Here is a 21,260-nt window from a genome sequence, read left to right on the forward strand (position 1 = left end):
TCTCCATAAAGTGTTTGACTTGCTCGTTTTTGTGACTAAAAGTCACGTTGACGAAGCTTGCGCTTCATTCATTGTTTGTATCCGAAGATACGTTTTTTGCCTCATCGTTCAGTTTTCAAAGTTCGTCGTGTCGTGTTAGCAACTTTAATAGATTAACAGGTTGTTTTGATTATGTCAACCATGTTTTTGAAAAAAATTTTTCAGCCCCAACAAACCGTTTATAAAAGGCGTCTCGCTGGAACATTTATTAATATAACAACAAAATTCGACAAACACAAGCATTATTTTAAAAAAACTTTACAAAGGATTCAAAAACCCTTTGTAAAGCCTTTAAAGTCTTAACATACTGATTGCGGTAAAGACAATGTTTGCCGGTCGTTCCGCCAAACGTTTCATCAGATACGTGTACCAATCGACACCATGCGGCACATAGATGACCACCCGATATCCCTCATCGACTAATTCCTTTTGACGATTCGGCCGCATCCCTTGCAGCATCTGGAACTCGAATTGATCGAATCCGATCCCCTGTTGATGTACAAAACGAATGATTTCTTGGATCATGTCTTCGTCATGTGTCGCCACCTGCGTATAACATCCTTGCAACAGGTTGTGTTTAACCAGTTGTAAATAGGTCGCGTCCACGGTTTCTTTTCGTTCAATATAAATATCTTCCGGACCGGTATACGCTCCCTTGACGACACGAACGGTGGATTGCAAGCGTTCGAGATCAAAACGTGTCCGGTATAAATTGGCTTGCAAGGCAATCCCGACATTTGAGAACCGCTGTCGCAACTGTTCAAAGACTTGGATGATCGTCTCACAAACGGCCTCTTCTTCCATATTAACTGTCACACGCATCCCAAACTGTTCTGCCGTTTCTAAAATTCGGGTCATTTGTGTAACCGCGATCCGCGGATCGAGACGTAATCCGACTGATGTGAGTTTCAGCGAGACTTGACCATTCAGTCCCTCCTCTGAAATTCGATGGATGACTTTAATGCATTCATCAGCGATCGCTGCCGCATCGCGTTCCGATTCAATGAATTCACCCAAACAATCGACCGTTACCGCCCGTCCATCTTCATTAAACGTTCGAACTGTGTCGATGGTTTCTTCCGTCCGTTGCCCACCAACAAAAAACGTTCCACCTAAAGGTAAACCAATCGCTCGTGCTACACGAATGAGGCGTTTATCGACAGCCAGTCGTTCAAATATCGGACCTGTTAGGTTTTTAAGCACGTTCATCACCTCCTGTTTGTTGATTCCCTTCTCTCCATGAAAAAAACGCCTTTCTTCTATATAGAAGAAAGACGTCAGCTTGATACGAAAACTTAGTGTAACCAGATGAAGTATGCCAAGAAACCGAGTGACATGGCGTACATGATTGGATGAACTTCCTTTGCACGTCCTTTTGCGATCATCGTGATTGGGTAGAATAAGAACCCGAACGCGATTCCCGTTGCGATCGAATACGTAAGTGGCATCATGATGACTGTCAAGAATGCCGGAACTGCGTACTCGAACTTCTTCCAATCGATTTGGAGAAGTGAGGATGCCATCAACACACCGACGATGATGAGTGCCGGTGCTGTGACCGGTGCCGTAATCACGGCGAGAAGTGGTGAGAAGAACAAGGCAAGTCCGAAGAATAAGCCGGTTACGATTGCCGTCATTCCTGAACGACCACCTGCTGCGACACCTGCACTTGATTCAATGTATGAAACCGTTGTTGATGTTCCAAGGATTGAACCGGCAACTGTTGCTGTTGAGTCGGCAATCAAGGCGCGTCCTGCACGCGGGACTTTATTTTCTTTAATTAATCCTGCTTGGTTCGCGACGGCGACGAGCGTTCCCGCTGTATCGAAGAAATCAACGAAGAAGAACGTTAAGATGACGACTGCCATCTGGACAGTAAAGATTTCATTGAAGTGAAGGAAAGCTTGTCCGAATGTCGGTGCGATACTCGGTGGAGCTGAAACGATTTCACCAAGGCTTGACGGAACAGGAATCAATCCGAAAATCATTCCCGCGATTGCTGTCAAAATCATTCCGAAGAAGATGGCGCCTTTGATTCCGCGTGTCATTAAGATTGCTGAAACGACTAAACCGAACACGGCAAGCAATGTCGTGCCTTGACCCAAGTTACCAAGTGAGACGAGTGTCGCTTCGTTTGCGACGACGATTCCGCCTGTTTTCAGACCGATGAAGGCAATGAATAAACCGATACCGGCAGCAACTGCCATTTTAAGTGGTTCTGGAATCGCATTGATGATTGTTTCACGAATCCCTGATGCCGTCAGTACCATGAAGACAAGTCCGGATACGAGGACACCGGATAATGCCGTTTCCCACGGGATCCCCATGCCGATGACGACACTGTAGGCAAAGAACGCGTTCAGTCCCATACCGGGTGCGAGAGCGATCGGATAATTCGCGAGTAAGCCCATCGTGACCGAACCGATGATTGCGACGAGTGCGGTTGCTCCGAAGACTGCTCCGGCATCCATTCCTGCGTCCGCTAACGTATTCGGGTTAACGAATAAGATGTACGCCATCGCAAAAAACGTTGTCATACCTGCGATGAACTCTGTCCGCATGTTCGTACCGAGTCCATTGAAGTCGAAGTAACGCGCGATCGCGTTCTCCTTTTGTTTTGGTTGTTGCGGTTTCATCTGTGTGCTCATGGTTGCCTTCTTTCCAAATAAGCCGTCTCAAGAAACGAAAAAAACGGCAGTTACCTAAGCGGTAAAAGCCGTTTCTTTAAGCGCACACCGGAAAATCAGTGCACGCCGTAGTAGGAACCTTTAAGGTGTTCCTGTAGAGACTTCCGGGCCATATCCCCAGAATTATACGGCATTATTTTTTGTTTTTTAGTAGATGATTTAAAATAAGAACAGACACATCGTAGCACGGTCTAAATGCACGGTCAACCATAAAAACGAAATTTAATGTCTTATTTTATCCGAACGTTCGGTTTTGAAAGCGTTACAAAAAACTCTTCTTCCTAATTTCTCAGGAAGAAGAGTCGTAAAATCATTCCCACTCAATCGTTGAAGGTGGTTTCGACGTCACATCGTACAGGACGCGGTTGACGTTCTGAACTTCGTTGACGAAAATGTTGGTAAACCTACCTTTTAACAATAAAACCATTAAGTTTCTATATATACGGACTCCAATTATTCATGTTATTTCTGTACTTCAATAGTATCAGGTCACTTCCATGAAAAGCAATTCATCATCATACAAATCCCAAAACCGATTAACTCTATATCACTTTTATGGGATATAATTACTTATTGAACACAATGTAAAAAGGAGGTACTACAATAAATGAGCAAATCATTATTATCTATTGGAACTTCTTACGGTTGCTTCACTATACAAGCTCACGATAAATACATAGCTGCTGATAATAAAGAAGTTATTAAATATGAATGTCGATGTAAATGCGGCAACATATTTAATCTTAGTGAAGAACGCTTGACGAGAAAAAAGTGGCGTGACTGTTACGGTTTCAAAAGAAATCAGACTTGTTCTTTAAAAGTAGAGCGTGATAACAAAAGAATACAATCATATCCTAGAGTTAAAGGTAAAAATTATGATAATGACTATTCTTATAGTACACATGAATCATTAGATATCTTAGAATGCATAGATGAAAACTTTGAAGGCGAAATCATTGTACATGACAAAAGAAGGAAAGACGGAGGACAGGTAAGACTTTATAAACTTTATCGTTGTCGATGTCACCTTTGTAACAAAGAATTTGAATTTAAATCCTCAGATTTTGAAATAAAAAACGATAGGTATGGACGAAGAGCGGAAGAGGGATACTATTGCGACGCTTTCTGTGACTGCCATATAATTTCTTCATTTCAATGGCGAACTTTAAAAATCCTAACAGAATATAACGTACCTTACAAAGTTGAAGTTTCATTTCAAGATTTATACGGGATAGGGAACAAAAATTTATTACGTTACGATTTTGCAATCCTCAATTCAGATAAAAGTCTAAAATATCTAATTGAATGCCAAGGAGAACAACATTATACACCCGTTTTTGAATTTGGTGGCGTATCTCAACACAAAATTCAAATTAAAAATGATGAATTAAAACGTGAATATGCGAAGATCAACAAAATACCTTTAATCGAAATCCCATTCACATGCAATACCTACTTAAAAGAAGTTGATTACTTAAGGACTGTTGCAGTTATTTAATATGATAAAAAAGCTAAGTAAATTTAAATTAGATAAAGGAGAAAAATTATTTCTATGAACAGTGAAGTACTATTAAATGGATTGTTCGCTTTGTTAGGTGCTGGGATTGGTGGAGGCGCATCGATATGGGCAACTAGAATACAGTTAAAGAAACAAGACGAACAGAATAAGATAAATGATAAAAAAAATGAACAACTAGCTAAAGATGCTAAAGAAGAAAAAAGGGTGCTTACTAAAAATATAATCGAAACATTTTTAATAAATGAAATTAATGATAATTTAGAAAAGATCCTTTGGCTGGAACCATCTCTTATCGAAGGATACGGTAGTCAATCTCATAAAAGTGTAATGACTGGTTTTAAATATGAATCACATGAATTTGAACAAGTAAAACTTAAACTCATGGAGATAACTACAGTCGAAACTTTAACTGTAATAAAAATCTATCAAATGTTTTATATGCTACAAAACACACAAATCGATTCTTCCTTAAGTAGATTTAATGAAAAAGAGTTTAATTATATAGTAGAAGCATACAAATTGGCTGATGATTTTGTATTTACTTACTTCGAAAAAAAGTTAAAGCATTATGGAAATTAAGAAAAAATTTTAGTATTTATCTTCAGTTTTAAATATTTATATTAATTATCACTACTAATAACCGTCTTTAATTTAAGAAGAAACGTAAGTTAAAGACGGTTATTCAATGAAAAAAATATAATATGATTTCACTACATTTTAATTAATAAGTTCAACTTTTATTCATTTTTAATTTCTTAGATAGTTCTTCTATAGTTAATACTTCATTCTTTCTTCTATGAATCATTCTATGACAATTAGAGCATAATGGTACTAAGTCTGTTTTAGGATTTACTTTTATCGCTTTACTTAACGTGCTTAAAGGTTTAATATGATGGATTTCAATGAAGTCTTTTCCATGCTCTCCATACATCATCTCAAAATTAAAATTACACACTTTACAACTTAAACCATGTTCTTGAATAGCAAGCATTCTGTTTCTAGCGTTTCGCTCATAACGTTTTCCATAATATTCTCGAGAACTACCTTCAATACCATAACCTTCTTCTACTTTTTCCGCTTCAATATCTAAATCAATAACTTTACTCAATTCTTCATCTTTAGATAATTTCAATAACTTTATAGAAACTGAATAATCTTGATCGTCGTTTTCTAAGATGTTAATAACCTCGTTAATACTTTTCCCTTTAAAAATCCCTCTATACTCTGCTTTCATACCTAAATAATAAAGAATGTTTGCTGAATTTCTCCCTTTTGTGTTTCCACTTGTAATCCTTAGTATATTTTTATCTAGCCATCTATGTGTTTTAGAATTTATTAAATGTTCATATAAAACTTGCCCTTTAAGTTCATCAGAGTATTTTTTAAACTCCCTATCTCTATTGTTAGGTTTAAGTAATGGCAGATTTATAGAATTTGCAGCTTTACCAAACTCTTTTTCAATGATTTTTATCTCACTTTCAAGAACTTTCATCTTAAATGTTTTTCGAAGTGACGTTCCAAAGTATTCCCTAATGTAATTTTCAAGATTTATGTTCTCATAGGGAATAAACCATCGCGACAGACGATGTTCAGTATCCCCACCATCTGTCTGAGTAATAGCATCTTTATCACCAAACAAAATACCATTCATGTCTTTATAGCCTATAAATTTGCTCGGTGCTATTAAATTATTCTCATGAATGTAATACCACTTTTGAAATCTCGAAAGACTTTTTCTCAATTGATCGTATTTCTGTATATCTGTATCAAATCGATTCATGTTTTTATCAATATCTTCTATAGAATCAACTAAAGAAAAACGAGTATTCAACTCTTCTTTCGAAATATTGTAGTGTGCATACCAAAATCTTCGTAAATAACTACCGTCGTTCTCAGAAAGTAAATATAATAATTTATTTTCTAAGTTCGATGAGATTAGATCATATAAATATTTCTTCTCATTAAAATCTCTTATTTTAATTTTTTGTTCAAGATCAGTTTCAAGAATTTTTATTTTAACGCTCTTTTTATTTTTTAAAATAGAAATCACTTTAGCTCTAGCAAGTATTCCAAAACTATTTTTTGCTTTATCATATGCACCGCATATGAATAACTCATCCTCTACCTCTAAAGACTCATTGTTCTTTTCTTTAACAACCGATAAATCAATTTCTTTATTTTTACTTAAATATCCAAACTCGATAAATCTATTAGAAAGAACCCATACTTTCACAATTTCACTCCTCATCTTTATAGTAATGTATAGTTATTATATCCAATTTATAAAATTATTAGTGAGGTGCTTTCTTTGAATTTAAAGTCATTTAAAGATGATCCACTGTATAGTGACGCGTTACAGTATTGGATCAACATATGGGATTCTATCGCAGACGACATAGAACGAGGAACTTTCGGTATTGAAATAATCAATATTCGCATTGTTTTGTTGGACATAATTAACGAATATACATTAAATAAATTTGAAAGTGATAATAACAGAAAAGTATATATACACTTAATCGAGCGATTTTTAAAGGAAAAACATTTAAAAGTTTATCGAAACGAGCTGCTTATCTTGAAAGGAAAGCTAGAAGAAAAAGACAACGAAGGAACTCACGTAGTAGCTAAAGAGTTATCAAAAAGAATCGCTAAAGAAGTTTTCTCAAACCTATTGTTTGAAGAATTATTAACAATTATTAAGAATAAAAACTTTAGCAAACAAGATAGGATTAAAATCACAAAGCTTACCAAAGATATTATTATCGATTTAATCACTTCTGGTACTCAAATCCAAGACATAAAGAATTTTATTAACGATCTATTCAAAACATATATTGAAGAAGACGGGGAAGAAATACTAATTTTGTTTAAATATGTACCAGAAAGATTGTCATTGAGCGAATCAAAAGAATACATTGATAATCTAGACATAGAAAGTCGTTTGAAAATATTTCAAGAGAATCTGACCCCTAAAAACTATGAATACTTATATGTATTTCCTGTTTGGGGAATGATAGCTCCTCTTACTAAACTAGAAGTAAATAAAGTTTTAGAGTTTTCATTATATGATCCTGATAGAAATCTCATCTTTAAGGATTATGCTTTCGATGAATCATTTAGCTCGACAAACTATTCATCAATCACTCGAGAAGAAAATACAGTATACAAAAGTAGATGTAATGCTTTTATAAAGATAAATGCAACTACTGATAACTTGGCAACAAAAATTGCAAAAGAAAAATTTTCGGAATTGATAGATATTATTAATTACAACTTTGACAATAAACAACATATCATTTTTTCAGATGGTCAGTATTTTGTGCATAGAATGGATAAAAATCATAGTTTGACAGCGCTTAATTTTTCAAATAACAATAAAGAATCGATGAAAAAGTATAGTAGAGACTTTCCCATTTATTGCGACCCTGAAAAATTAACTGACCTCGAAGATTTTTCAACTATTATTAACTCCCTTAAAAAGCGCGATATGTATGTAGAAATGAACTCTATCTTAAGTGTGATAGAGCTAATAGCAAAATCGAGAATGGAATCAGACGAAAATAAACTATTAAACTATTGGATTTGTATCGAAACTCTTTCAACTATTTCAAAAAAAACAAATGAGAATACTTTTAGTTTCATTAAAGAAGCGATATCGAACATATATTTGATAAATGAGCAATTCATGCCAATCAAGAGACTTTACCACTCAATAGACTTTTATCTTAATCCTTTTTTTCACAGCACAAATAAAAATGAGATACCCAATGATTTTCTCGATCAAGTGGGCTTAAATAGAAATCATCACGAGGAATCTTCAGTATCTATTATCCCGTTTTACGAAAGAATGAATGAGCTTCCTTTTGGTATAAAAGACATACAATTGTTAGATATGATTGAAGATACGATTGATTTTTATAAAAGTAATAAAGTAGCTTTAACTCAAATTCAAGATAAGAAAAAAGAAGTTGATTTAACTATTGATTATATATATAAATCAAGAAATCAAATTGTTCACAATGGTTACGTAGCCAAAAATATTGTACCTTATCTCGTTGAATTTGCAGGGGGTTATGCCATATCTCTTTTCCAAACAATTGTATCTGTGTATTCAAGCGGTGACTTCGATTTACAAAATCATTTCATTAAAGAAAAATACAAACGACAATTACTAGAAAAGAAACTTTCTGAAAAGGACTTCTTTAATATCCAATTCGAAGAGTAAGGACATATGCGCTTTGACGTAGGTTTTTTGGCAAGACATATATATATTCACTATCATCTGTCCTGCCAAAAACCTTATTAATTAAAAAAGATTGCTACATACTTTATTTGTCTTAAACAATATCTATTATCAACTCACCATTGATTGGATTAGAAAGATTTTTTGCATAAATAGTATATGACCATTTAAAGCTCTTCCCTATTACATTCTCGCCAAAGAAAACTCTCAAGTCTTCATTAAAAACTTCCATAGGTAATTGATGTTTCAAAGAACCAATATTTTGTTGAACAGTATAGACATCTGATTTTTTTTCAACATGTGGATAGTAGAGTTTCGCAGAATTAAAAGGGTTCGCAGCAATTGAAATTACTTCATTTGGTTTTGGTTTATCAATCAACTCTTCCATAACATCACCAGAATCAATAGGAATTTCAAGCATTATCAAAACGTCTTCTAAGTATTTGTTCCCCCTATTTACCACTGTGAGATTTATCTTTTCAGCTTTTTCCTCGCCCATATAATACCAGTCATGTTGGAGATATTTTTCCTCTATATTTTCTAAATATTTTTTTAGATCTTCCGTACTTCTTTCTTCATAAGGAATATTTCGAAAAGGAGAGTAAATGTTAGGGAACCCACTTGATATTCCTCCAAACGTTTTGTTACGGGTAGTAGATTCAGGATTCGTTCTTTTACTTAAAATAGATTCGATTTCTGCTTTCACTTCTTCCGAAGGGAACTTTGCATTCCTAACACCCTCTATTCTAAGTCTTGAATCAAAATCTTTATCAAAGCCAATTTCAATTTTATCGCCTAAGAAATTATCCAATTTAAATCGCTCTATTTCATCATAATCTCTTCGTATCATACGACTTTGTTGGCTCCCATTTCTAATAAAGCAATCCCCTTTTTTTAAGTTTCCATAGTCTTTCTTCATCATATACGGAGCATTTATACAATTATCTATTTCAATAACACCCAAAAGATTCCCATCAAATTCAAAAGGATAATAAGAGAAATCGATAGTCGGCTCTATATTTTCTCTTATTATTTGTTGAAAAGTTGCTTGGTCTACTATTTCTTCACTTGGAATAGAAAAAAATTCTTTTGTTCCGTCAAGATGATCTTTCACACCAATAACTATATACCGCTTCCCTTCACTTGGTACATTCGCCATCGACATTATATCTTTTATTAATTCTGGATATTTCATTCTATGATATTGCTCTTGTTTAAAATCAAGTTTTGAACCTTCTCGTTCGTATCTTATAAGTCGTTCAATGTTATCCAATGTATTTCCCCCTGAGTCTTTTTATTTATTATAAAAAGATCGCTAATATATTGCTTTTTATACTAACAATTAAAATCACATAATAAAACTTTAATTTTATCCTCTAATTTCTGCTCACGAGCACACGCAGTATTCCAGTTAAATTCATCTCTATAGAGCGGATTCTAAGTACTTTGCGCACGTGAACGAGATTTAAACAAAGAGTGTGGGGATGAGAGTGCTACTCCATATATTTATACTTAAAGTAAAATAATTGGTCAAAAGTACCCCCTCTTAAACCAGAGTACTAATCTAGTAAGCTTTATTCCTTTAACCCTTCTCTCTCAAGCAATCTATAGATCGTACCTGTTCCTACTCTAAACGTCATCCGAATATCGTTGATTGATTTGCCTTGCTTATAGGCAGCAATGATAGCCTTCATTCTCTGTTCTTCTTTTCCACCCTCAATTAATTTTGTTTTTTTACCTCTGTACTTACCTTCACTTTTAGCTATCTCTATCCCTTCTTTTTGACGCTGCTTGATCATTTCCCTCTCAAATTGAGCCAAACCCGAAAAAATCGTGAACAATAATTCACTCATCGGATTATCATCGGACAAATCTAGCCAGCTATCTGTAATAGATTTAAGTTTCGCTCCCTTGACCTTCATTATTTCCACTATGGTTAGAAGATCTTTAGTAGAGCGGGACAATCGACTTATTTCATGCACGATTACTACATCACCTGTATTAAGACTATCTAACATTTCATTTAGTTTTGGACGTTCCATTGAAGCACCGCTAATTTTTTCAATATAAAATTCTGTACATCCGTTATCACTCAAAGACTTCTTTTGTCTTGAAATGTTCTGACCTTCACTACTTACTCTGATATATCCAATAGTTCTCACAATATTAACCTCCAAGGTAGCAGTTATAGTTTAATTTTACTTATTATTAACGGTAACAGTCAAACGGTAAAGAACAGTACGAATAAAACCCTTGGTATTAAAGGGTTTCTATTTTCTAGTATTCGTTACCGTTTAGGTGTAGCCTATCGGTATTTCATATAGTAAATACTTAATTTATTAAAGCTTATTTTTAATTCGCAAGAAGCTAATAAATCTTTTCTATTATTATAAAGAATATCAAGTAATTCTAAAATATCATGATTTAGACCATGGTGTATTTTCCGATGACAGTTTGGACATAAAGATACTATATTTGCTTCTACGTCTAAACTCATTTCGAAGTCTTCACTAAAACTCATAGGAATAAGATGATGTGCTTCCATGTAGTTTTCTTTATACAAATAAGATGTAAATGTTTCGTGATTACTATTTATTTCACATTTGTAATTAGCCAATAATAAAGATCTTGCAGAAACCGATGTATCCCTTCCATAAGCTGATACAGTACTTTTTTTCTTAGATTTTTTAGGCTTCGGCTCGTATACTACCTCATTAAAATTATACTTAATATTTAAAACTTCTTTTTGTATTTCACTTTGAAAGTTAAAATCTTCTTTTTCCTCAGCTATAACTTCTATATTCTTTTCGCTTTTTAATCGAGTTTCACTTATTTTGTTTGTTTTTTTATTTAAAAGCGATAATTTCAGATTTTCTTGAAATAAATTAAACGTATGATTTAGATATTCTAAAAAATACGTTTCTGATGGATCAAATTTTTCCACTTGTTTTCCTACGATTGAAAATATTAACTCGTTTCCATGCGCTACTCTAAAGTGATATCCGTTATGATTAGATGGAAAACTCCATTTTTTATAATACTCTTCACTACTATTTGAATTGCCTACTACCCACGGATCAACTTTACACTTTATATGAATCGCAAATCCCATTCCTCTTTTATCATCTATGCTTAAAATCCTTATCCAAATTGCTGGATTTTCTCTCCAACGTAAATGTTTATACCTCTCGTTATGGTTTTTATCTATTATGTTCGTAGCCTCTGTTCTACTACTAAAATTTCCAGAACCTGAACTAAGTTTAAAATTTTCAGTCAAAAAATGCACTACACTTTGTTTTTTTGATGCAATCAAAATATAATTTCCTTCCATCCTATAACCCCCTAAAAAAAGATAAAAAAGATCACAGATTTAACTATGATCTTTTTTTTATGTTAAAATTCTCGATTAACTTTATGTTTGGTTAAATCTCGAGTTAATCTTTGTGTTTCACCTAAAGTTAATCCAGAATTTTAAAATTCGTATTACTTATTGGTGTCGTTTCGTTGATTTTATCTAACGTGCTTCTTTTACATATTATGTAACCATATCCTTTACCTTCAATTCCAAATGATTCTTTTAACTTTTTATTTAACCTAACACTGTTTAAATCATATCCTTCCATCATTTCCCCTAAAGAATTTTTTAATTGCCTTTCTTTAAAGCTTTTTTGTCCTTGAAAAGATAACTTTACATTCTCTAAAATTTCTTTTTCAGTTACCCAACCTAATTCATTTATTTTCTCTAAAGTAACTTTTACTATGTACGACGTCACATTTTCGTTGAGTAAAGGTATTTCTTTATTTTTATCTTGTGGAAAAACTTTATTAGCTTCTTCAATACCAAAGTTTTTTAAGATACCTTCATAGTTTACAGCTTTCGAAGTCATTTTATTTTTTTTCCATATCTTGCTTCGTCGTTCAAGCTCTTCAAAAAAACATTCATAGTCATCTGATAAATTTAATTCATATGTAGAGTTAATATACTTGTACTTTTTTTCTTTCTGTCTTCTTATTTGTTTTTCTAACAGTTCAGTTGGTACTTCATGTCTTGGAATTTTTCTTATAAGAGAAAAGAGACTAAACATATTCATTTTATTACCCGCAACACTGCGACTATTACTAAAAATTTTAGAAAGTGTATCAACAGAGTAATTAAAAAAGATTTTTTCGTTTTCATATTTGGGTAAATGCAACTTCACTAAATCAAGTAAGGTTACAACATTATCGATTCTATTATGCGGAGCAAAAATCTGATAAAAGTTAGGGTACCTATGTTTTAATTCTTCTGATTTTAATAAACTCTGAAACCCTTCTATTTTTAACCTATGTCTCATCTGAACATCGTTTTCGGTTATTTCAACGTTATATACTTTACTTAAAAATAATAATGCTTCTTTTTCTGATACGCCTGCCAGCTTCATTGTCACTTCAATAATACTCCCTTTAAAAGGCATATCTTTAGAAAAACATTTGTATAGCCAGTGACCATTAGAAGCATCTGATTTAAATATGCTCGCACTGGGTTCACTTTCTTTATGAAGAACATCTAAAAAGTTTCCTTTTTCTAAAACACCTAAAAAAGCTCGCAAATTTTGTTGTTTCAAATAATTTAAAAGTTCTTTTTTAGTGTTCACATTTTTGTTTACAAGTGTACTTCTCAAAATTCTATTTAAAGTTTTGCTATCTCTTTGTTTAATGAGTTGAACATTGCTAACGGATGTATTAGATTTGTCCTTCGCTTCAAAATGTTTCATACGTCTCTTTGTTTTTAGTGTTTTGCAGGTTTTTGGCAAGATATATATATATTCACTATCATCTGTCTTGCCAAAAACCCTTACTTCTTTTTCTATGTAATCATTCACTGTTATTCTATTTTCATAGTTTAATTTAAATTGTTGTTTTCCACCGTAAAACAGTCGTATGCAATCTTTACATGCATTGTCAGCCATAGGATATTTTTTTAACAGTCTTTCTAACAAGCACTCTACTTCGAAATAATTAAACGAAGGTTCATTTAAAATAAATATTACTCTAAACTTGTTTGCTTCGTTTGTATGAGAAAATGTTGTGTAAATGAAAGCAGCACTATCTTTAAATTCATTAATTGCGTCTTTCAATTTCATTCCATTGTCAAAGTCAAGACCAATCACTTGTTGAGAATACCAATGTTCTTTACTACGTTTCACCTGACCATTTACGTTTCGAAAACAAGCAGGTGCAAATGTTTTACCTGCCTCTAGCTCCCTAGCTAGATCCTCAACAGAAATATTCACATCATTCTTTATCAATCTGTTATTCAACTTACCAATTTCTCCACCCTTGGGCTTGGATGAGTATTCATATGTATCTAGCATTAATTCCATAAATTCATTCTACCTCTTTCGATAATCTTTTTTCGCTTCATTTTTTGCTCTCCTTTTTAAAAGTTCTTTTGACAAAATCAAATTTGTATTATATTATTGAATTAGGTATATATAAATACATATAAAAACCTAATAGTTCTATTAATATACCACCTCTATTTATATGTGTCAACAAAATAAATATAAAAAAACCACTTTATGAAAAAGTGGTTTTTTTTACATTTATACCATTCAATGGACTTGTCATGCGTCCGATATTTAAAATATCTTCTTGTTCCAATCCTCTTAAATACTTCGAAGTAATCTGCGTATCAAAATGCCCCATCAATCTACTAAGACTATAAATATCAATTCCGTTTTTTAGCTGTTTTTGCGCATAATAGTGTCTGCAATCGTGTGGACTGCAACGCACTTCTTTCCTGACTCCCACTCTTCTACAATGCTCTTTCAGTATTTGGTTGATCCTCGATCTAGATAACCGTTCAGCGCTTTGATCTAGAAAATAATACTCACCTATCTCATCATCAAGTCTATGGTAAAATCGTTCTTTCTTAATTGCTTCAAACTTGCGCATGTATTTTCGCATGAGCTTCGAAATGTAGATAAGACGTTGTTTCGAACCCTTTCCATGAATAAGAATATGCTTTCTTGAAACATCGTTTGTTTTAATATCACAAAGTTCGCTCACTCGTATTCCACTATCAAATAAAAAAATTAAAATAAGCTTATCTCTAATGTTCGAGTATGTGGCTTCCTCTACATCGTTCAGTATCCGGCTTACTTCTTCGTCATTGAATGTCAAGATCACTTTTTTATCTTCTTTTAAGTTCTTGATTCTACGCATTGGATTTTCGTGCTCGCTTAAATACTCTTCTTCGACCAACGAATTAAAGAATACCCTCAGAGTGGCTATACTGCCGTTTATGGTGCTGTTTATCTCCTTTCCAGTACCTTGACATGTCTGTATAAAACTTTTGATGTGAGCGGGCTTTACACTCTCTAAATCATCAATCTGAAATTCCTGCTCTAAATAGATCCTCCATTTCGTTAATCTAGACATGCATACTTTGATATAAAAATGCTTTTTCCCTTCAATTCTTTGATTTAGCTGAAAATCATCAATCAGTTCAATTAATTTGACCATCAAAAATACTCCCTTCTATTTGCGAAATAACACAAATAAAAGAGAGTATTTTTAGAAGTCAATAGTCGTAGGTGATAGGAATTGAAATCAGCTTATAGCTTCTAAACCATTGGTATATAAGGATTTATAGCCACTTACTAATTTCAAATCTAATTCTTACTCCCACTCAATCGTTGAAGGTGGTTTCGACGTCACATCGTACAGGACGCGGTTAACGTTCTGGACTTCGTTGACGATCCGAACCGAAATCTTCTCGAGCACGTCCCATGGGATGCGTGCCCAGTCCGATGTCATGCCGTCAATCGACGTAACAGCACGGATGCCGACTGCATAGTCGTATGTCCGCTCGTCACCCATGACACCGACTGAACGAAGTGGTGGCAAGACCGTGAAGTACTGCCAGATTTCACGTTCGAGACCGGCTTTTTTGATTTCGTCGCGGAGGATGAAATCTGATTCACGGACGATTTCAAGTTTCTCGTCTGTGATTTCACCGAGGACACGAATTCCGAGACCTGGTCCTGGGAACGGTTGACGCCAGACGATTTCGTCAGACAAACCAAGTTCTTTACCGAGTGCACGGACTTCATCCTTGAACAACGTGTTGATCGGTTCAATCAACTTGAACTGCATGTCTTCCGGTAATCCACCAACATTATGGTGCGATTTGATTGTTTGTGCCGTATCCGTTCCGCTTTCGATGATATCTGTGTACAGCGTTCCTTGGGCCAGGAAGTCCATGTCCGTCAATTTCGACGCTTCTTCGTCGAAGACGTACACGAACTCGTTACCGATGATTTTACGTTTTTGCTCCGGATCCGAAATCCCTTTTAATTTGTTCAGGAAACGGTCCTGCGCGTCGATTTTGATGACGTTCATATGGAAGTGATCGGCAAATGTCTTCATGACACTTTCCGCTTCCCCTTTACGTAACAAACCGTGGTCGACGAACATACATGTCAACTGATCGCCGATTGCTGCGTGAATGAGTGCTGCGACGACGGACGAGTCGACACCGCCTGAAAGCGCACAAAGGACTTTTTTGTCGCCGACTTCTTCTTTAATCTTCGCGATTTCGATTTCGATGAAGTTTTCCATCGACCAGTCGCCTGTACACTGACAGACTTCGAACAGGAAGTTTTTCAAGAGTTCTTTCCCGAACATCGTGTGGTTGACTTCCGGGTGATACTGGACACCATACATTTTCAGCTCTTCGTTTTTGATTGAAGCAATCGGGCAGGAAACGTTTGTCCCATCGACGACGAAACCGTTCGGAACCGTTGTGACGAGATCACTATGGCTCATCCAGACCGTCTGTTCGAGTGGCAAGTTCGCATACATCGGGGACGGATCGTTCAGCGTCAATGTCGCTTTTCCGTACTCGCGGTGTCCGGCACGTTCGACTGTCCCGCCGAAGTGTTGCGACATCAACTGCATGCCGTAACAAATACCGAAGATTGGAATCCCGAGTTCGAAGATTTCCGGATCACAGCGGTACGCGTCTTCTGCGTAGACACTGCGTGGTCCACCGGAGAAGATGATACCGGCCGGTGCGATGTCTTTGATTTCCGCTGCCGTAATCTTGTGCGAATGCAGTTCACTGTAAACTCCGAGATCACGGATGCGTCGTGTGATCAATTGGTTGTACTGCCCTCCAAAATCGAGGACGAGGATCATTTCTTGGTCCAAATGTGCTTCCAAATCTATTCCCGCCTTTCAAGTTTCATGCGTACCCCTATGAAAAAAGCCCACTCTTCCCCCATGGATAAAATGGAAAAAGAGCAGGCCGCTTCACAAAAAAATGTATACGAAGGGTCTGCTCCTTCATAGTCAGGTCGTTTAAGGTGACCCGGTAGAGACTCTCACGCCATATTCGCGAGTATATACAAAGGAGATGCATGTATGATTTACGTTGTTCTCATTGTAACTGTATCAATTCAAAAATATCAACCCTCTACGCGACGAATGATATTTTCGAAATATTCACGTTTCTTCTCGAGCGACAACGTTTCTCCTCCATAAATCATCCGTTCATAGGCATCGGTCAACGGGCGCATCGCATACGTTTCATAATACTCATCGACTTCATGCGCGAGTTCCGCAAGTGTCCGGCCGTCCTTGTAGTGGAAGCCCTGTTTATCGAGACGCCGCAAAAGATAACGGTACATCCGTCGGAACCCTTCCGGCCGGTTGATTTGGCTACGGAAGAACAAAATCGCGAACGTCCGTAGGAGTGGTTTGCGGAATAAATAAAGGAAGGTGAGCGCAAGGACCGTACCGATGATTGGCCAGACAGGAATCGAGCGTTGCGGTGTCTGCTCGGTCGTCGTCGTTTGTGTGTCATCGAGTAGATCTTCCTGCGGACGGTTCGGTGTCGCCGTTTCCGGATTTGATTCCGTGTCGCGTTGTGGATTCGCTTGTTCCGTCTCATTGTTCGTTTCTTGGTTAATCGTGTACTGACCTGAACCATCGAAACTTACCGTCGGTTCGAGCGGGACCCAGCCCGGACCTTCGATGTAGACTTCGACCCAGGAGTGGGCATTTTTATTTCGGACCGTATAACTCGTGACAGCGGCACCGATGACATCCGATTCCCCACCGGTAAAGCCTTTGACCCACCGCGCCGGAAGTCCGGCTGCCCGCAGCAGGACAGTCGCTGAAGTCGAGAAGTTATCACAGTACCCGAGCTTCGTCTCAAATAAAAACTGATCGACGTAATCTTGATTTTCTTTCGGGACTGCAACCTCTTCCGTATTGTATTCAAAGTTTTCTTGTTCGAAGTAGTTTTCGATTGCCTTCGCACGCTCCCACGGTGTCTTTTCATCGGCAACGATTTCCGCCGCCAAGTCGCGGACACGGCGTGGTAAGGTGCGCGGCAATTGAAGATAACGATCCTGTTCCATTTCCGATAACTGGATCGGCTCATCTGTCTGAAGCAACTTTTCCGTGAACAATGGATAGGCGTACTGGATTTGATAGTTTTGCTGACGTGTTGCATCATCGAGATATGAAATTTTTTGGTTTTCCGGGTTGATTAAAAGATTTTGTCGTTGTTCATTCGCCGTCAAGCGCACATTGTCGCCGTTATACGGGACGAACGGCAATTCGCGGGCGAGCTTGAACGTCGCGCTCTCTTCCCGTGTCTTGACGTCTTTTCCGAAGTGCGAGAAGAAGCCGCGTCCATCAATTTCAGGATTCGATTCTGATAAGACCCAGCCTTTTCCGGTATAGATATCTTTCGTCTCGACCCGCCAGTACCGGTTCCCTTCGCTCTCGACCTGGAAGACTTCACGATCATCCATTTGGAATGGACCACCCAGTTGTTCATCACTCGAGCCATAACCGACTTTTTGAATCGTGTTCGAAGGTGTACCGCTTCCTTCAAATCCATCCGTCCAGTCATACCAGCTGTCCTGCCACGTTGCCGTGATGACCGGACTTTGGACGGCTGTTGCGACCGTCGCCCCGACGATGAGCAAGGCACTGATCGGTCGGACGTACGAAGCGACCGGACGTTCATTGATTTCTGTCGCATACAACAAAAAGAGTGCCAAGAGAATCGGATAGAGGATGAATTGATCACCCGAGTAATCGGTCCACGTATCACAATAGGCGATGAAGCCAATCACCCCGAGTGCCAAACCAACGACGAACCCCCGATTCGGAAACGTCCGGCGACCGAGGTAACCAATCAAAAAACTGATTAAACCAATCGATACGGCAAAGGCAGGGCGTCCCGGTAACTCGCCATTGATGACACCTGAGACATCATCCATGATTTCGCCAAGCAGCAACCACGGTGCCTCACCCGGTGTCAAAATGAAATAAAACGACACAAGTAGCGCAAGCAGACTGCCGCTCAAAAACCAACGGCGTTTCAAGTGCGACACTAAAAGTGGTACCAGGAGCATCGGTAAGAACGGAACGATGCTATCGAACGTCGTCAATTCGAGTAACGGCGGCATGAAGCAGGCGAGGAGTGATCCTGCCAGGAGGTTCCACATCAGGCGTCGTATCATCGCCCATCCCTCCTTTCCGGTGTGTAGACATGAACGGTCGCCTCTTGCCTGATTTTAGACATCCAGATTTCATTGTTTGATTCAAGATTCGGGGTGATGAAGAGGACATTTCCACTCAGCCGTAATGCTTTCGAAGAATATTCCCACGACTCGATGAAGGACCGGGTCCGACTCGGTTGTGCCGTCATCAGGTAATGCGTCAACTTCGCCCCTTCGAGTGGTAACGACAGCGATTGGACAGCATGACCGACGAGGTGGATGCGATAGTTCATCCGTCGTTTATTGAGTTGATCAGTCGCATCAGCAAGCATCGAGATGCTGCGCTCGAACTGTGCGTCACCGACCGTTCCCTCGTCAAAGACGATCGTCGTCTCGCGTTCTTGTTCGCGCTCGAACGTCTTCGTCATCAAACCTTGTCGTTTCGCCGTCGCTTTCCAGTCAATCTGGTTCATCCGGTCACCACTGACATATTCCCGGACTCCGACGACAGTAAAGGACGACTGGCGTAAATCGAGCGAAACGGGTGAAATCCCGCCGTCGCCCCGGTCGTCTTCATGAGGCAATTGTGTCGCGAGACGTGCCGGTTCAATCGCAAGATGCGTTTCGATCGGGTACAGTTTTTTTCGCGTGAAGACCCCGAACGGATCCGTGATTTCAATCACGCAACCCGGAATCTGATACAGTCCGCGGCGAATCGACGGGAGGACATATTCAATCTGTTCCGTCTTCCGGTAATGGGCCCGTAACGAACGACGCACGTCCAGTTGTTCCGCGCTCAGTGTTTCCGGGACTTCTTCCGTTACTTCGACGGTTCCGACCAGAAACGGATACTTTCGCCGGACTTTCAAGGTGACCGGGATATCCGTCCCGGCAATCAACATCTTATTTGAGACATCCCGTGTCGCAACAGCTTGCGTGACGGGCCAGATTAAAAAAATCGTCCAGTAGACCGTCAAACCTGCCATGACATAAAACAAGATTGACGCTACATTTCCCCCATCAATCCGGGCATAGAGCCATAATGCCGCGACCAGGATCAGCAAGACGGCATAACGCCAGCCGATTTGCCATCGCTTCATAAAGACTCCACGTCATGTTGGATTGGAACAGCGACTTCTTTTTTCACTTGTTCGAGGATTCGTTCGGCCGACTGCCCATGGTACCGGGCGTCTGCCGTCAAAATTAATCGGTGGGATAAAACCGGCGTCAACAGGTGTTTGACATCATCCGGTAACACGAACGTCCGCCCTTCCATGTATGCCCAGGCTTGTGCCACCTTCATCAAGGCAATCGAGGACCGCGGACTCGCACCGAGATAAAGCATGCTGTGTGTCCGTGTCGCTTGGACGAGGTTGACGATGTACTTTTTGACCGGTTGCGACACATGGACCGCCTTGACTTCTTCTTTCATCCGCAGTAATTCATCACGCCCGATGACGGATTCAAGTGTCTCGATCGGTTCTTCCCGTTCAAACCGGTTCAACAACTTCATTTCCTGATGAAAATCCGGATAGCCCATCTTGACCTTGACTAAAAACCGGTCGAGTTGCGCTTCCGGCAGTGGATAGGTTCCTTCATGTTCAATCGGATTTTGTGTCGCCATGACAAAGAAGGGATTCGGAAGCGTATGGATTTCTCCGTCTACGGTCACGTTCGCTTCCGCCATCCCTTCGAGTAATGCCGATTGTGTTTTCGGAGAGGTCCGGTTGATTTCGTCCGCAAGAACGATATTTCCCATCAATGGACCGGGGCGATATTCAAATTGACTCGTTTTTTGATTATACATGGAAACACCCGTCAAATCGGATGGCAATAAATCAGGTGTGAACTGGACACGTTTGAAAGTAAGACCAATCGAACGGCTGAAGGCACGGACGAGCATCGTTTTCCCAACACCCGGTACGTCTTCAAGCAAGACGTGCCCTCCGGCAAGTAATGCTGCTAACGATTGTGTAATGACATCTTCCTTGCCGACGATTACTTTTTCTACATTATCGATGATCGCTTGGATTTCGCTCGTATATGTTCGCATTGTCAGGCCCCTTGCTCTATAGTAGTTGAATTTTCTGACTCTTTCTATCTTCTCATACCTGCCGTGCCTTTGGAAAGGTATATGAGTCTCTCAGTACGCACAAAAAAGGGGGCGCCGCAGAGCGACTCCCCCTTTGTGTTTCAGGAACGATTACATGCCGTAAACCGTTCTTGATTCGTGCAAGGTGCACGTAAAACACGGGTTCAATCCGTGT

General features: G+C 38.2%; 15 protein-coding genes, 1 pseudogene and 2 riboswitches. Of the genes and pseudogenes, 3 read left to right on the top strand and 13 right to left on the bottom strand.

Going from position 1 to position 21,260, the window contains the following annotated elements; genetic code table 11:
• Positions 1-330: 330 nt before the first annotated feature.
• The 3 genes and pseudogenes from KNQ04_RS07290 to KNQ04_RS15745 all read right to left on the bottom strand — a co-directional run.
• A complete protein-coding gene (locus KNQ04_RS07290) occupies positions 331-1,242 on the bottom strand; it encodes a proline dehydrogenase family protein (protein ID WP_214848737.1) in 912 nt (303 codons plus the stop codon).
• A 92-nt stretch (positions 1,243-1,334) separates the two neighbouring features.
• A complete protein-coding gene (locus tag KNQ04_RS07295) occupies positions 1,335-2,687 on the bottom strand; it encodes an NCS2 family permease (protein ID WP_251136932.1) in 1,353 nt (450 codons plus the stop codon).
• An 88-nt stretch (positions 2,688-2,775) separates the two neighbouring features.
• Positions 2,776-2,877, bottom strand: a riboswitch (purine riboswitch).
• A 159-nt stretch (positions 2,878-3,036) separates the two neighbouring features.
• Positions 3,037-3,123 (bottom strand): annotated as a pseudogene (locus tag KNQ04_RS15745) (GMP synthase (glutamine-hydrolyzing)); the annotation flags it as partial.
• A 210-nt stretch (positions 3,124-3,333) separates the two neighbouring features.
• On the opposite strand from KNQ04_RS15745, the gene KNQ04_RS07305 reads away from it, so the two are divergent.
• Positions 3,334-4,224, top strand: a complete 891-nt coding sequence (locus KNQ04_RS07305) for a hypothetical protein (protein ID WP_214848740.1) — start codon at positions 3,334-3,336, stop codon at positions 4,222-4,224.
• Positions 4,225-4,278: 54 nt separating this feature from the next.
• Positions 4,279-4,824: a hypothetical protein gene (locus KNQ04_RS07310; RefSeq protein ID WP_214848743.1), complete on the top strand. Its 546-nt coding sequence runs from the start codon at positions 4,279-4,281 to the stop codon at positions 4,822-4,824.
• A gap of 151 nt (positions 4,825-4,975) precedes the next feature.
• Here KNQ04_RS07310 and KNQ04_RS15825 read toward each other — a convergent pair whose 3' ends face one another.
• The gene (locus KNQ04_RS15825) at positions 4,976-6,478 is read right to left on the bottom strand and encodes an HNH endonuclease (protein WP_214848761.1); all 1,503 of its coding nucleotides are present in this window, start codon (positions 6,476-6,478) and stop codon (positions 4,976-4,978) included.
• A gap of 66 nt (positions 6,479-6,544) precedes the next feature.
• Between KNQ04_RS15825 and KNQ04_RS07320 the strand changes: the two genes are divergently transcribed.
• Entirely contained in the window at positions 6,545-8,470 is a 1,926-nt protein-coding gene (locus tag KNQ04_RS07320) for a hypothetical protein (RefSeq protein ID WP_483299242.1), read from the top strand.
• Positions 8,471-8,582: 112 nt separating this feature from the next.
• On the opposite strand, the gene KNQ04_RS07325 is transcribed toward KNQ04_RS07320, so the two are convergent.
• The 9 genes from KNQ04_RS07325 to KNQ04_RS07365 form a co-directional block, all read right to left on the bottom strand.
• The gene (locus KNQ04_RS07325; protein WP_214848766.1) at positions 8,583-9,761 is read right to left on the bottom strand and encodes an ATP-binding protein; all 1,179 of its coding nucleotides are present in this window, start codon (positions 9,759-9,761) and stop codon (positions 8,583-8,585) included.
• Positions 9,762-10,062: 301 nt separating this feature from the next.
• The gene (locus KNQ04_RS07330) at positions 10,063-10,650 is read right to left on the bottom strand and encodes a recombinase family protein (protein ID WP_214848768.1); all 588 of its coding nucleotides are present in this window, start codon (positions 10,648-10,650) and stop codon (positions 10,063-10,065) included.
• A gap of 143 nt (positions 10,651-10,793) precedes the next feature.
• Positions 10,794-11,819, bottom strand: coding sequence for an HNH endonuclease (locus tag KNQ04_RS07335; RefSeq protein WP_214848776.1), 1,026 nt, complete (start codon positions 11,817-11,819; stop codon positions 10,794-10,796).
• A gap of 127 nt (positions 11,820-11,946) precedes the next feature.
• Entirely contained in the window at positions 11,947-13,851 is a 1,905-nt protein-coding gene (locus KNQ04_RS07340) for a hypothetical protein (RefSeq protein WP_214848778.1), read from the bottom strand.
• A 196-nt stretch (positions 13,852-14,047) separates the two neighbouring features.
• On the bottom strand, positions 14,048-14,995 hold the full coding sequence (locus KNQ04_RS07345; protein WP_214848781.1) for a tyrosine-type recombinase/integrase: 948 nt from the start codon (positions 14,993-14,995) through the stop codon (positions 14,048-14,050).
• A 156-nt stretch (positions 14,996-15,151) separates the two neighbouring features.
• On the bottom strand, positions 15,152-16,672 hold the full coding sequence (gene guaA, locus KNQ04_RS07350) for a glutamine-hydrolyzing GMP synthase (RefSeq protein ID WP_214849215.1): 1,521 nt from the start codon (positions 16,670-16,672) through the stop codon (positions 15,152-15,154).
• A 130-nt stretch (positions 16,673-16,802) separates the two neighbouring features.
• Positions 16,803-16,904: riboswitch (purine riboswitch) on the bottom strand.
• A gap of 37 nt (positions 16,905-16,941) precedes the next feature.
• On the bottom strand, positions 16,942-19,014 hold the full coding sequence (locus KNQ04_RS07355) for a transglutaminaseTgpA domain-containing protein (RefSeq protein ID WP_214848784.1): 2,073 nt from the start codon (positions 19,012-19,014) through the stop codon (positions 16,942-16,944).
• Entirely contained in the window at positions 19,011-20,093 is a 1,083-nt protein-coding gene (locus KNQ04_RS07360; protein WP_214848787.1) for a DUF58 domain-containing protein, read from the bottom strand. The genes KNQ04_RS07355 and KNQ04_RS07360 overlap by 4 nt, the downstream gene beginning before the upstream one ends.
• The gene (locus KNQ04_RS07365) at positions 20,090-21,046 is read right to left on the bottom strand and encodes an AAA family ATPase (protein WP_214848799.1); all 957 of its coding nucleotides are present in this window, start codon (positions 21,044-21,046) and stop codon (positions 20,090-20,092) included. Before KNQ04_RS07365 ends, KNQ04_RS07360 begins: the two co-directional genes overlap by 4 nt.
• Between the last annotated feature and the right edge of the window lie 214 nt (positions 21,047-21,260).

This window comes from Exiguobacterium sp. s193 (genome assembly GCF_018618755.1).
Lineage (GTDB): Bacteria > Bacillota > Bacilli > Exiguobacteriales > Exiguobacteriaceae > Exiguobacterium_A.